Source organism: Janthinobacterium sp. SUN206, from assembly GCF_030587305.1.
Lineage (GTDB): Bacteria > Pseudomonadota > Gammaproteobacteria > Burkholderiales > Burkholderiaceae_D > Janthinobacterium > Janthinobacterium kumbetense.
This window is the reverse complement of the sequence record NZ_JAPWIB010000005.1, coordinates 571,693-585,501: the sequence shown is the minus strand read 5'-3', so window position 1 is coordinate 585,501 and position 13,809 is coordinate 571,693. Positions and strand designations below refer to the sequence as shown.

13 protein-coding genes are annotated in these 13,809 nt (G+C 60.7%); 10 read left to right on the top strand and 3 right to left on the bottom strand.

All coding sequences use genetic code 11. The features are described from left to right. The first annotated feature begins 420 nt into the window (after window positions 1–420). The 3 genes from O3300_RS25945 (at window position 421) to O3300_RS25935 (ending at window position 3,895) form a co-directional block, all read left to right on the top strand. Entirely contained in the window at window positions 421–1,713 is a 1,293-nt protein-coding gene (locus O3300_RS25945) for a sensor histidine kinase (RefSeq protein WP_289906105.1), read from the top strand. Window positions 1,714–1,781: 68 nt separating this feature from the next. After that, window positions 1,782–2,540: a LytTR family DNA-binding domain-containing protein gene (locus O3300_RS25940; protein WP_305054516.1), complete on the top strand. Its 759-nt coding sequence runs from the start codon at window positions 1,782–1,784 to the stop codon at window positions 2,538–2,540. A gap of 164 nt (window positions 2,541–2,704) precedes the next feature. Further along, complete coding sequence (locus O3300_RS25935) at window positions 2,705–3,895, top strand: PAS domain-containing sensor histidine kinase (RefSeq protein WP_289918459.1); 1,191 nt, start codon at window positions 2,705–2,707, stop codon at window positions 3,893–3,895. Window positions 3,896–3,941: 46 nt separating this feature from the next. Here the strand turns inward: O3300_RS25935 and O3300_RS25930 are convergent, their stop codons facing one another. The 3 genes from O3300_RS25930 to O3300_RS25920 all read right to left on the bottom strand — a co-directional run bounded on the left by O3300_RS25930 (window position 3,942) and on the right by O3300_RS25920 (window position 6,728). Continuing rightward, window positions 3,942–4,889, bottom strand: coding sequence for a porin (locus O3300_RS25930; RefSeq protein WP_046682561.1), 948 nt, complete (start codon window positions 4,887–4,889; stop codon window positions 3,942–3,944). Between the two features lie 185 nt (window positions 4,890–5,074). Further along, a complete protein-coding gene (locus O3300_RS25925) occupies window positions 5,075–5,725 on the bottom strand; it encodes a class I SAM-dependent methyltransferase (protein WP_099665030.1) in 651 nt (216 codons plus the stop codon). Between the two features lie 61 nt (window positions 5,726–5,786). After that, window positions 5,787–6,728, bottom strand: a complete 942-nt coding sequence (locus O3300_RS25920; protein WP_034751505.1) for a CysB family HTH-type transcriptional regulator — start codon at window positions 6,726–6,728, stop codon at window positions 5,787–5,789. A 160-nt stretch (window positions 6,729–6,888) separates the two neighbouring features. Between O3300_RS25920 and O3300_RS25915 the strand changes: the two genes are divergently transcribed. From O3300_RS25915 to cobA, 7 genes are all read left to right on the top strand, one after another. Next, complete coding sequence (locus O3300_RS25915) at window positions 6,889–7,662, top strand: sulfite exporter TauE/SafE family protein (RefSeq protein WP_289906107.1); 774 nt, start codon at window positions 6,889–6,891, stop codon at window positions 7,660–7,662. An 82-nt stretch (window positions 7,663–7,744) separates the two neighbouring features. Beyond that, the gene (locus O3300_RS25910; RefSeq protein ID WP_099665032.1) at window positions 7,745–9,433 is read left to right on the top strand and encodes a nitrite/sulfite reductase; all 1,689 of its coding nucleotides are present in this window, start codon (window positions 7,745–7,747) and stop codon (window positions 9,431–9,433) included. Further along, a complete protein-coding gene (locus tag O3300_RS25905; protein ID WP_305054515.1) occupies window positions 9,426–9,986 on the top strand; it encodes a DUF934 domain-containing protein in 561 nt (186 codons plus the stop codon). Before O3300_RS25910 ends, O3300_RS25905 begins: the two co-directional genes overlap by 8 nt. 9 nt (window positions 9,987–9,995) lie before the next feature. After that, window positions 9,996–10,712: a phosphoadenylyl-sulfate reductase gene (locus O3300_RS25900; protein ID WP_305054514.1), complete on the top strand. Its 717-nt coding sequence runs from the start codon at window positions 9,996–9,998 to the stop codon at window positions 10,710–10,712. Between the two features lie 40 nt (window positions 10,713–10,752). Then, on the top strand, window positions 10,753–11,664 hold the full coding sequence (gene cysD / locus O3300_RS25895; RefSeq protein ID WP_176390377.1) for a sulfate adenylyltransferase subunit CysD: 912 nt from the start codon (window positions 10,753–10,755) through the stop codon (window positions 11,662–11,664). Further along, window positions 11,664–12,980, top strand: a complete 1,317-nt coding sequence (locus tag O3300_RS25890; RefSeq protein WP_251350055.1) for a sulfate adenylyltransferase subunit 1 — start codon at window positions 11,664–11,666, stop codon at window positions 12,978–12,980. Before cysD ends, O3300_RS25890 begins: the two co-directional genes overlap by 1 nt. Before the next feature lie 28 nt (window positions 12,981–13,008). Beyond that, complete coding sequence (gene cobA, locus O3300_RS25885; RefSeq protein ID WP_305054513.1) at window positions 13,009–13,773, top strand: uroporphyrinogen-III C-methyltransferase; 765 nt, start codon at window positions 13,009–13,011, stop codon at window positions 13,771–13,773. Window positions 13,774–13,809: the final 36 nt, after the last annotated feature.

The following is a 13,809-nucleotide window of genomic DNA, read 5'->3' as shown; positions in this document are numbered from 1 at the left end:
ACTTACATCAAATGCCCACACTTATCGACTGTTAATTGTTAAAGAACTGTATTCGGTTACTGCTTTCGCGCTATCGACAAAGCGTTGTGTTTGTCAGCTGCGAAGAAGGAAGAGTATGAAGCAATTTGCTACGTCCGTCAACTCCTTCTTTTTCTCGTCTCACTCGGCATTTGCATGCGTCGTTCAGCGAGGGGGCGAATTATAGCCGTGCCCTGCACTCTCCGCAAGGGCTATTTCCCCGCTCTCACAGCCCAGCAAGCCTTGTCTTCACTTCAAGCGCCTTTTTGTGCAGCCTGTCGCAATCGGCTGGCGTAGTTCGTGGTCTTTAGGCACAGTGGCAACATCAGACTCTGACGCGGCTCAACAAGAGGTTAAACTTGCCCGCTGCGTCGATTAACTCTTGTACTTGAAAGTGCCCCCATGCTTCCGATTTCCAGCCTGCCCCAATTGTTGAAAACCATCCTCGCTTGGTTGCAACGGGCATTCGACGCGACGACGACCTGGGTCACCCAACTGTCCTGGTGGAAATTCTTCCTGTTCGCTGCGCTGGCCCTGATCGCCGGTTCCATTTTGCAAGATGAACTGTTCTCGTCCAGTCAGAATGAAGAAGTGGTCATCAAGTCGCACAAGCGCAGCAGCAAGGGCTCGGGTGAAACCAATATCCTGATCGACGATACGGGCATCCATTTCAATCCCCGCAACAGCAAGAACCGGCGCAGCAGCACGACGGATGCGGCCAGCGAGCCGGCCGATGCCGCCGAGGCGGACGAGCACGCAAACGCCGTGCCGCCGGCGCCGCCGGAACCGCCGGCCGCCCCCGCCAAGCCCAGCTACCCAGTAACGACGAATGCCTCGGGCGAAGAAGTCCATATTGAACTGCCGCCGCAAATCGGTGAGGAATTGTCGAATGCCATCGAAGAAGCCGTCGATGATGCGGCAGAACAAAAAGTGTCGCGCTATCACCAGCAAGCGTCGACCTGGTTCAAGAGCTTTGTGTCCTTGCTGGTATTGGCCCTGTTCGCCATGAAGGCCTTGGTCGGCGGCAAGAAACGCGCGGAAGCGGAAACCGTCACGGCAAACGAGGCCGCCGAGCGCGAATCCATGCAGCGCCAGCTCAGCGAAGCGAAGATGCAGATGATGCAAGCCCAGGTCGAGCCGCATTTCCTGTTCAACACGCTTGCTTCCGTCGAACACCTGATCCAGGTCGACCCGCCGCGCGCGGCCAAGATGCAGCGCAGCCTGATCCAGTATCTGCGCGCCGTGCTGCCGCAAATGCGCGACAACGCCCTGATTACCAACCTGGGCCGTGAAGCGGACATGGTGCAAGCGTACTTGAACCTGCTGAAAATGCGCATGGAAGAACGCCTGACCGTCGACTTCCAGATTCCCGACGGCCTGCGCAGCGCCGCCTTCCCGCCCATGATGCTGCAATCGATGGTGGAAAATGCCATCAAGCACGGCCTGGAAGTCAAACCGGAGGGCGGCACCCTGCGCATCGTGGCCGAAGTGGCGCACAGCAAGCTGCGCGTGACGGTGACCGATGACGGCCTGGGCTTTGGCGTGGTGCCCAGCGATGGCACGGGACTGGGTTTGCCCACCATCCGCGAGCGCCTGAAGCTGTTGCATGGCGACCAGGGCAGCCTGACCATTACGCCAAATCAACCGTCCGGCGTGTGCGCCGTGATCGAAGTGCCATATCAATTGTCCAAATAAGACAGAGTAGTTGATAAAAACGCTAAATCATTGAATAATCAATCTTCGCCTGTTCACACTTGAGACCTATGCCTACCGCTATTATTGCCGACGACGAAAGACTGATGCGCGACCAGCTGCGCCTGCGCCTGGGCCAAGCCTGGCCTGAACTGGAAATCATCGGCGAAGCCAAGAATGGCGACGAAGCGATCGAACTGGTGGAACAACTCAAACCGGATTTTGCCTTCCTCGATATCCGCATGCCGGGAAAGACAGGCATGGAAGCGGCGCAAGTGATCGGCAGCAAGACGCATATCGTCTTCGTCACGGCCTACGATAGCCACGCCGTCGAAGCCTTCGAGCGGGGCGCAGTCGACTACGTGCTCAAGCCGCCCGAGCATGAGCGCTTGCTGGTCACCGTGGAGCGCCTGAAAACGCACTTGAACAAGCCGGCCCTGGACGTCAACAGCAGCGTCACGGCCATGCTGTCGCAGCTGGCGGAAAAAATCACGGCCAAGCCCACCTACCTGCAATGGATACAGGCCAGCATCGGCCAGGACTTGCGCATGATCCCCGTGGAAGATATCCTGTTCTTCCGTTCTGACGAGAAATACACCTGCGTGCAGACCGCCAAGTACGAGGCATTGATCCGCAAGCCCGTACGCGACCTGGCCGAAGAGCTCGATCCTTCGTTGTTCTGGCAAATCCACCGCGCCACCCTGGTCAACGTGAATGCCATCGAAGGCGTGACGCGCGACATCCGCGGCCGCCACCTGGTACTCATCAAAGGCAAGTCCGACAAGCTCGAAGTGAGCCGCAGCTTCTTGCACCTGTTCAAGCAAATGTAAGTCTCCCGCCGCCGCCCGGCCCAGGCCGGCGCGGCGCGCGCCCCTCTTCTTTCCCCTTCCTGCGCCACATCAAGCCACGCCGCGCCAACAGGCATAGGCTATATCAAGTCCTGTCCGTCGCTCCTGTCTTGCCTGCCTTCGTTCACGTTCGCAAGGAGAATCCCATGCCTGACCGAGGCAGTTCGACACTGCTGCGCATCCTGCCGCTAGGCATGGCAGCGATGCTTTTGCTGTGCTTGTTTCCTCCACTGAAAGCCCGCCGGCAGCGGCAGGCCCGCGGCCAGGCCATCATCGACAGCGCCAGCGACGCCTTCATCAGCATCGACAGCGGGCAAATCATCCTGCATGCGAACGCGGCGGCAGCCAGATTGTTCGACGACACGCCGGCCGGCATGCGCGGCATGCGCCTGGGCCACTACATCCTGCGCGACTTGCGCACCCTGGGCGGCCTGGGCAAGCACGATGGCGATCCGCCGTTTGGCGACATCAGCCAGGAGCTGCGCCTGACGGGCCGGCGCGCCACCGATTACACGCTGACGGGACGGCGCAGCGATGGCCTCATGTTTCCCCTCGAAGGCTCGCTCTCGGCCATGCAGGAAGACGGCCATAGCGTGTTTACCATCATCGTGCGCGACATCAGCGCGCGCCAGCAGATGCATGAACAGCTGGCCCGCTCCTTTTCGCAACTGCGCGAATTGTCGAGTGCACTGCAATCCATCCGCGAAGAGGAGCGCAAGCATATCGCGCGTGAATTGCATGATGACCTGGGGCAATTGCTGGCCACCTTACGCGTCGACCTGACCCTGGTGCGCCAGCACACGGACACCACCGAGTCCCTGCAAGCCTTGCTGCACAGCATGGATGGCTTGCTGGTGACGGCCATCACCTCGTTGCGGCGCATCGCCAGCAACCTGCGTCCACGCGCGCTCGATGAAGGCGGATTATATTTTGCGCTGCAAAAACTGCGCCACGACTTCCTGCTGCGCCGCGCCATCCATTTCGACTTGCTGGCCGACGAGGCCGACCTCGTACTCGACGATGCGCGCAGCACGGCCATCTACCGCATCGTGCAGGAAGCGCTGACGAATATCGCGCGCCATGCCGAGGCCAGCCACATCACCATCGCCCTGCACCGCATCGATTCCTCGCTGGCCATCACCATCCAGGACGACGGCCGCGGGATTGCCGAACACGACCTGGAAAAAGCCACGGCCCTGGGCTTGCTGGGCATGCGCGAACGGGTGTGGGGATTGAACGGCAGCATCCATATCGGCGCCGACAGCGAACTGGGCGGCACGCGCATCGACATCTCGCTGCCCATGCATGCGGAGGCGGCAGCGGCGGCGATGCAATAAAAAAGGCGCCCGCAGGCGCCTTTCACGTCGTCACATCGAACGATGCTTAGAACTTGTGTGCCAGGCCGATCTGGTACGAGGTCAGCGACTTCACGCGCTCGCGGCCAGCGTAAGCGTACACGTCGGTGCGCTTCGACAGGTGGTAGTCGTAGCCGACGCCGAATTCCTTGATGGTGTCCTGATCCTTGAACTTGTTGTTGCTTTGCTCTTGCTTGCCATACGACACTTTGGCATCGCCGCCGCCAACCGTGTAGTTCAGGCCGATCAGGTAGGACTTGAATTCACCAGTCGTGGCTACCTTGGTGTCGCCTTTCGAGTAGGCGGCCGTGATCTTGGCCGGGCCGAATTTATAGCCGCCACCGATGGACCACAGGTCAGGCTTGGCGGCCGTTGCCGTTGCTTGCACGGCTTTTTCGTAGCCGGCGTGCAAGCTGATCGGGCCGTTGTCGTAGGTTGCCAGGCCAATCACGCCTGCGTCAGCGCTGTTGACTTCGCTCAACACGTATTGCAGGCTGCCCACGAAACCTTCAAAGCTTGGGCTGTTGTAGGTCACGGCATTGTTGACGCGCGACGAACCGACGCCCGAACGCAGCAAGGTTTCATTGTTCTTGCCGACCACGCCGTAGGTGTTGAACGGATCGACGCGGGCGATGGTGCCATCGACCAGATTCTTGGTGCGGCCCAGGATGGCGGTACCAAACGCGCCTTTCAAGCCCACATACGCTTGACGGTCGAACAACACGCCTTTTTGCGCGCCGGTGTCTGCCAGGAATTCACTTTCCAGGTTGAAAATTGCGGACAGGCCGCCACCCAGATCTTCCGTACCCTTGAAACCGAGGCGCGACGCGTTGTTTTCGCGTTGTACCGTCGGCTGGCCAGTGGTCTTGGCAATACCGAGGTCAACCAGGCCGTACACGGTGACGTTCGATTGTGCTTGTGCCGTAGCTGCTGCGAAGGTGCCGATGATCAATGCTGCCAGAGTAATTTTTTTCACTTGAGATTCTCTACATTAGGTTGGACAAGAGTGGTGCTGCTTAGCTGCTGAACCGAATCATGCCCACCAAATACTTCAACAATATGACATCGACAAGATGTTGTTTTTTAGCACAACATCTTGTTAAATAAAAACAACAGGCGAAAAAAAACCGCCCGAGGGCGGCTTGTGTTGCCGTGACTGCCTTACTTCAGGCGGCAGCTCAGCAGCCAGTAGTATTCCAGGCGCTTCATGCGGATTTCGCGGGCCGAGTGGGCAAACTTCTTGCGCAGGTGGCTATCCGATGGGAAATTCTTCAGCACTTCATAGCGCTCCCCCCCCTCCGTCGTGCGGAACTGGTGGGTATTGCCTTCCAGGTCGGTGCGCGCGATGACCGTGCTGCTGCCGTCGACATAGGAATTGTCGATCAGCACCAGCAGGATGTCCTTGCCCAGCTTGCTGCGCAATTGCTTCAGGTATTTGTCCTGGTCTTCGCGCTTGACGTGCGACCACCAGAAACCGGCGAACACGGCCGTGAACTTGCCCAGCAGATCGTCCGGCAGATTGAATGCGTCGAGCTTGGCGAAGGTCACGTTGTCGGGCAAGCCGCGTGCCTGGGCCAGCGCCAGCATTTCATCGTTGATATCGGTGGCCAGCACGGACTCGGCCGACTCGGCGACCACTTCCGTCCAGTAACCGGTGCCGCAAGCCAGTTCCAGCACGGTGTGGCCTTCCAGCACGTCGGCGACCTTGTCGCGCAACACTTCCAGGTCTTCCTGGCGTTCGGGCTTGTCATAGACGCGCTCGTACTGCTGCGCGATGGTGGCGTAATATTTGGCAAGCTGATCGGTAATCATTGTTTCTTCTCTTCTTAAATAATCTTGGCCAGGCACCTCGCCCGGCCGATTTCATGCATTGTTATAGTTCGTAGTGCTCTTTATCACCGCTCATCGCCTGCTCGATGAGCTTGCGGTTCAGGGTCGGCGTCAGCAACTCGATAAAGGTGTAGATATAGCTGCGCAAATACGCGCCTTGCTTGACGGCCACGCGCGACACATTCATGCCGAACAGGTGGCCGACAGGGATGGCGCGCAAACCTTTGTCGCGCTCGGCATCGAAGGCCATACCCGCTATGATACCAATCCCCATGCCCAACTCGACATAAGTCTTGATCACGTCCGCATCGATGGCCTCCAGCAAGATGTCCGGCTTCAGGCCGCGCAGCACGAAAGCATGGTCGATCTTGTTGCGTCCGGCGAACGCGCTGTCATAGGTAATCAGGGGGAAAGCGGCGATTTCTTCCAGGGTCACGGACTTCGACTTGAGCAGCGGGTGGTCGACCGGCACCACCACCACGTGTTCCCATTGATAGCAGGGCAAGGTGATCAAGCCATCGATGGCGGCGATCGATTCCGTGGCGATGGCCAGGTCGGCCTGGTCGCGCTGCACCATTTCGGCGATCTGGCGCGGATTGCCTTGCAGTAAAGACAATCTTACCTTCGGGAACTTCAGCATGAAGGCTTGCACCACCTTGGGCAAGGTGTAGCGCGCCTGCGTATGCGTGGTGGCAATGGTAAAGCTGCCGCTGTCCTGCGCCGCGAATTCCTTGCCGATGCGCTTCATGCTGTCGATTTCCTGCATGATCAGCTCGACCGATTCCAGCACCAGGCGGCCCGGCTCCGTCAAGCCGCGGATGCGCTTGCCGTGGCGGGTAAAAATATCCACGCCCAGTTCTTCCTCCAGCTCGATGATGGCTTTCGAAACGCCCGGTTGCGACGTAAACAAGGCCTTGGCGGCGTCCGTCAGGTTGTAATTCTGCCGGACCGCTTCGCGCACGAAGCGCAGTTGATGGAGATTCATTGCTGGTTTGCCCTAGATTGCCGTGATTTGCCGAGTTTCCGCCCCACCCATGATTTTGCGTTCATGCATATACGCATATCGCATATAAGCAAATGCGTACTTAGTAGTTTGGATTAAACGCCAAGTTTATTACTATTGCGGGTACTTTGGGGGTGAAAGCATGACTTTGTCTTATATAGTCTCAGGATTTGCCGTAGGATTACTCGTAGGAATGACCGGCGTGGGCGGCGGTTCGCTGATGACGCCGCTGTTAACCTTGCTGTTTGGCGTGCCGCCTTCCGTGGCCGTGGGCACCGACCTGGCCTTCGCCTCGATCACCAAGAGCGCCGGCACGCTGACGCACCGCCTGCGCGGCACCATCCGCTGGGATATCGTCAAGCGCCTGTGCATCGGCGCCCTGCCCGCCGCCGTCGTCTCGACCCTGGCGCTGAAATCGTTCGGCACCCTGTCGCCGGAAATCGGCCAGATCATCCGTTACTCGATCGCTGGCTCCGTGCTGCTGACCGTCGTGGCGCTGATCTTCAAGGGCCGCATGCTGGCTTGGATCAATGCCCACCCCGAGAAACAATTGCAAGGCAACAAGCTTGCCGCCGCGACCATTATTTCCGGCGCCGTCCTGGGCGTGCTGGTGACGGTGTCGTCGATCGGCGCCGGCGCCATCGGCGCCACCTTGCTGGTGATGCTGTATCCCCGCATGAGCTCGGCCGAAGTGGCCGGCACCGATATCGCCTACGCCGTGCCCCTGACGGCCATCGCCGCCCTCGGTCACTGGTGGCTCGGTTCCATCCACTGGGAATTGCTGGCCTCCTTGCTGGTCGGCTCCCTGCCTGGCATCACGCTCGGTTCCTGGGTCGCCCGCTCCGTGCCGGAAAAGTTTTTAAGAGTGCTGCTGGCGATGACCTTGACCGGCGTGGCAGTGAAGCTAATCTATTAATTGACCGACCATGTGACACGAACAGTATCAAGAACATAATCCCAGGCAATCTTCCAGCACCCCGGCTTTTTTAGGAATTGATATGTACCATTACGATCAGTACGACCACCTCATCATCAAAGAACGCATCGCCCAGTACCGAGACCAGGTTGCGCGCCGTATCGCCAATGAACTGACGGAAGAGGAATTCATTCCGCTGCGCCTGCAAAACGGCCTGTACATGCAGCGCCATGCCTACATGCTGCGCATCGCCGTGCCGTACGGCTTGCTGTCGTCGAAGCAGATGCGCATGTTCGCGCACATCGCGCGCAAGTACGACCGCGGCTATGGCCACTTCACCACGCGCCAGAACATCCAGTTCAACTGGATTGAGCTGGAGCAAACACCCGACATCCTGACGGACCTGGCATCCGTGGAAATGCACGCGATCCAGACCTCGGGCAACTGTATCCGTAATACAACATCCGACCCGTTCGCCGGCGTCGCCGCCGATGAAATCATCGATCCGCGCCCGTACGCGGAAGTCTTGCGCCAGTGGAGCACCTTCCACCCCGAGTTCATCGCCCTGCCACGCAAGTTCAAGGTCGCCATCAATGGCGCTGAGGAAGACCGCGCCGCCATCGCCGTGCACGATATCGGCTTGACGGCCGTGCGTAATGCGGCCGGCGAAGTGGGCTTCAAGGTCATGGCCGGCGGCGGCATGGGCCGCACCCCCATCCTGGGCAGCGTCGTGCGCGAGTTCCTGCCGTGGCAGCACTTGCTGACCTACATCCAGGCCATCATGCGCGTGTACAACTTGCACGGCCGCCGCGACAACAAATACAAGGCGCGCATCAAGATCCTGTTGAAAGCCATCGGCGTGGAAGAATTCACGCGCCAGGTGGAAGCGGAGTGGGTCGATCTGAAGGATGGTCCGGAAACCTTGAGCGCCGAGGAAATGCAGCGCGTGGCGGACTTCTTCAATCCGCCCGCCTACCTGACCCTGCCGGAACTCGACTACAAGGCCGAACACGCGGACAACAAGGCGTATGTGAACTGGCTGGCGCGCAACGTCAAGCCGCACCAGCGCCCCGGCTACGTGGCCGTGGTGCTGTCCCTGAAGAAGACCGGCGTGCCGCCGGGCGACGCGACGGCCGAGCAGATCGACTTCGTGGCCGACCTGGCCGACCGCTACAGCTTTGGCGAACTGCGCGTGACGCACGAGCAAAACCTGGTGCTGGCCGACGTGGAGCAATCGAAACTCTTTGCACTGTGGCAAGAAGCCAAGGCGCACGGCCTGGCCACGCCGAACATCGGTTTGCTGACGGACATGATCTGCTGCCCCGGCGGCGACTTCTGCTCGCTGGCCAACGCCAAGTCCTTGCCGATCGCGGCCGCCATCGCGGAACGCTTCGACAGCATCGACTTCCAGCACGACATCGGCGAAATCGAACTGAATATTTCCGGCTGCATCAATGCCTGCGGCCACCACCACGTGGGCAGCATCGGCATCCTCGGCGTCGACAAGGATGGCAGCGAATGGTATCAAGTGTCGATTGGCGGCGCGCAAGGCAATAATGCGGCCATCGGCAAGATCATCGGACCATCGTTCTCTTCCCTGCAGATGCCTGAAGTCATCGGCCGCCTGCTGCACGTCTACGTGCGCGACCGCCACGAAGGCGAGCGCTTCGTCGATACGGCCCAGCGCCTGGGCCTGGCGCCGTTCAAGGAACACGTATATGCAACGCCGATCACCGTCGGCAACCTGGTGGGAGAAGACGAATATGTTTGAAGTACGCGAAGAAATCATCAAGAACGCCGCCGTGGTGCCGAATACCTGGGGCTTGCTGCGCCTCGATGAAAACGACACGCCGGACACGGTGGTCGTTCCCGCCGGCAAGGTCATCGTGCCATTGCTCGTTTGGCAAGCCCAGCGCGCAACCCTGGCCGCCCGCCTGCCCGACATCGGCGTGTGGCTGGCCAGCGACGAGCGCCCGGAAGAACTGGCAGCCGACGTGGCGCTACTGCCCGTCATCGGCGTGGATTTCCCGAAATTCACGGATGGCCGCGGCTATTCCATCGCCTTCAACCTGCGCGCCCGTCTGGGTTTCCAGGGGGAATTGCGCGCCATCGGCGACGTGTTGCGCGACCAGCTGTTTTCCATGCACAGGGTCGGTTTCGATGCGTATGCGACGCGCCCGGACCGCAGCATCCATGACGCACTGAAAGGTTTGTCTGTCTTTTCGGAAACCTACCAGGCGTCGTGGGATCAAAAATCGCCGCTGTTCCGCCGCCACCAGCGCGAAGGCCAGAATCCTGACCTCGACAACGCGGCCGGCATCTGAGGGCCCATCATGAGCGATCTGACTTCTTTGATACACGCCACCGAGCAAACGCTGACACGCATCGCCGCGGATTTTTCGCCGGCCGTGTTCGCGTCCAGCCTGGCAGCCGAAGACATGGTGCTGACCGACATGATTCTCAAGGCGAAGCTGCCCATCGGCATCTTTTCCCTGGAAACAGGCCGGTTGCACCAGGAAACCCTGGCCGTGCTCGACAAGGTCAAGGCCCGCTACGCGCACGACATCACCCTGTACCGCCCGCAGCCGGAAGCCGTGGCCGCCTACGTGGAGCAGAATGGCTTGAACGCGTTCTACAATAGTGTCGAGATGCGCCGCGAATGCTGCCGCATCCGCAAGGTCGAACCGCTGGGCCGCGCCCTGGCCGGCAACAAGGCCTGGGTCACGGGCCAACGCCGCGCCCAGTCCACCACGCGCGCCGAATTGCACGTGCAGGAAGAGGACGCCGCGCATGGCATGACGAAATTCAATCCGCTGGCCGACTGGTCGGAAGAAGACGTGTGGGCCTATATCCGCGCCAACGACGTGCCCTACAACGCGCTGCACGACCAGGGCTACCCGTCGATCGGCTGCGAACCGTGCACGCGGGCCGTGCAGCCGGGCGAAGACGTGCGCGCCGGACGCTGGTGGTGGGAAAATCCGGATTCCAAGGAATGCGGCCTGCACATGGTGGACGGCAAATTGATACGCATCAAATCCGTGGCAGCTTGATCAGACACAACAGATACAGCAGAACAAGAAAGCACCCTATATGAGCAATATTTTGAACCAGCGTCACCTCGACAGCCTTGAATCGGAAGCCATCCACATCATGCGCGAAGTGGCGGCCGAATCGGCCAACCCTGCGCTGCTGTTTTCCGGCGGCAAGGATTCCGTCGTCCTGCTGCGTTTGGCCGAGAAAGCCTTCCGCCCAGGCAAGTTCCCGTTTCCCCTCGTGCATATCGACACGGGCCACAACTTCCCGGAAGTCATCACTTTCCGCGACAAGAAGGTGGCGGAACTGGGCGAACGCCTGATCGTCGGCTCTGTGGAAGACTCGATCAAGCGCGGCACCGTGCGCCTGCGCAACCCGGCCACGGATTCGCGCAACGCGGCCCAAGCCGTGACCTTGCTGGAAACCATCGCCGAACACGGTTTTGACGCCTGCATAGGCGGCGCCCGCCGCGACGAGGAAAAGGCCCGCGCCAAGGAACGTATCTTTTCCTTCCGCGACGAATTCGGCGCCTGGGACCCGAAAGCCCAGCGTCCGGAACTGTGGGACCTGTATAACACCCGCGTGCATCCCGGTGAAAACATGCGCGTCTTCCCCATCTCGAACTGGACCGAACTTGACGTGTGGCAATACATCGCCCGCGAGAAATTGGAATTGCCGCCGATCTACTTCGCGCACGAGCGCCAGGTGATCCCGCGCAACGGTTTATTGGTGCCGCTGACGGATCTGACGCCGCCGCGCGAAGGCGAAACGGTGGAAACGCAGGTCGTGCGCTTCCGCACGGTGGGCGATATTTCGTGCACCTGCCCCGTGTCATCGGATGCGGCGACGGTCGACGCCATCATCGCCGAAACGGCAATCACGCAAATCACGGAACGGGGCGCCACCCGCATGGATGACCAGACGTCCGAAGCCTCGATGGAAAAACGCAAGAAAGCAGGGTATTTCTAATGAACGCAGCAATCCAGAACACCAATCTCACCGACAGCGTCGAACGCGGCATGTTGCGCTTCATCACGGCCGGTTCCGTCGATGATGGCAAGAGCACCCTGATCGGCCGTTTGCTGTTCGACAGCAAGGGCATCTTCGCCGACCAGCTCGACGCCATGTCGCGCTCCAAGCACAAACGCACGGTGGGCGACACGGTCGACCTGTCGCTGCTGACGGACGGCCTGGAAGCGGAACGCGAGCAAGGCATCACCATCGACGTGGCTTACCGTTACTTTGCCACGCCGAAACGCAAATTCATCATCGCCGACACGCCCGGCCACGAGCAATACACGCGCAACATGGTGACCGGTGCATCGACCGCCGACGCCGTCATCATCCTGATCGACGTGTCGAAGGTCAAACTGGGTGACGATGGCAGCGTGGAACTGTTGATCCAGACCAAACGCCATTCGACCATCGCCCACTTGCTGCAGATCGAGCACGTGGTCGTTGCCGTCAACAAGATGGACCTGGTCGACTACGATGAAACGGTGTACAACCGCATCGTCGCCGCCTATCGCGAATTCGCCCAGTCGCTGGGCTTGAAGGACATCACGCCGATCCCCCTGTCTGCCTTGACGGGCGACAATGTCGTCGAACGCGGCGACAAGCTGGGCTGGTACACGGGTCCGACCCTGATCGAGTTGCTCGAATCGCTGTCCGTCTACGACGAATCGCACGACACGCCGTTCCGCTTCCCCGTGCAGCTGGTGGCGCGCCACAATGGCCACGAAGCAAACGACTTCCGCGGCTACATGGGCCGTATCGAGGCGGGCAAGGTCAGCATCGGCGACACCCTCGTGGTGCAGCCATCGGGCCAGACGGCCACCGTCAAGGATATCGTCACCTTGGACGGCTCGCTGCCGACGGCCGTGGTGGGCCAGTCCGTGACCTTGCTGCTCAATGAGTACCTGGATATCTCGCGCGGTGACTTGCTGGCAAGCAACGATCGCCCTGCCACCCTGCTGAAACAGGTGGTGGCCGACGTGTGCTGGCTGTCGGAAGACGCGCTGGACCTGCGCCGCAAGTACTGGATCAAGCACGGCACGAAACAGACGGCGGCCAAGGTGACGGCGATCGAATCTATCCTCGACATCAACACGCAGCAGCGCCACCCGGCCGAAGGCTTGAAGCTGAACGACATCGCCCGCATCAGCCTGAACGTGCAGCAGGCGCTGGCGGCCGACGCGTATGCCGATATCCGCGCCACGGGCGCGTTTATCCTGATCGATGAAGTGACCCACCAGACGGTCGCGGCCGGCATGGTCCGGCTCTAACCCCGTATCGTCCAGGAAAGGCAGCCATATGAACAGCTCCCCATCTCTCCCCGGCAAGGTCTACCTGGTCGGCGCCGGCCCCGGCGCGCAAGACCTGATGACCTTGCGCGGCGCGCGCCTGCTGGCGCAAGCGGACGTCGTGCTGCACGACGCGCTGGTCACCGAAGAGATGCTGGAGCTGTGCCCGCAGGCGCAAAAAATCCTGGTCGGCAAGCGCTGCGGCCAGCTATCGACGGCACAGGCGTTCATCAACAAGCAACTGGTCGACAACGCGCGCAAGCACGCCGTCGTCGTGCGCCTGAAAGGGGGCGATCCCATGCTGTTCGGCCGCGCCGACGAGGAATTGCGCGCGCTGGAAGAGGCGGGGATCGCCGTCGAAGTGGTGCCCGGCATCACCACGGCCCTGGCGGCCGCGGCCGCCACGCAGCAGCCGCTGACCAAGCGTGGCGTGTCGCGCAGCGTCGCCTTCTTTACTTCCAGCACGGCGCCGGGCGAGCCGGATCAGACGCGCATTCCCGACTGCGATACCCTGGTGCAATACATGGGTGGCCGCGAAGCCATCGCCACGGCCCAGCGCCTGCTGGCCCAGGGCCGCCGTGCCGACACCCCGGTGGTGGTGATTGAAAACTGCAGCCGCCCGGACCAGCGCATCGTGCGCCTGCCGCTGAGCAGCCTGGCGCATGGCCTGGGCGACACCCACGGCCCCGTGCTGGTGATGCTGGGCGACGCCATGGCCACGCGCGCGCACCAGGCCACGGAAGCAGCGGTCGCCATTCTGGCGCGCCATGCTTGAATAAACACACCGTATTTTACCGACTTTAAAGTCAGT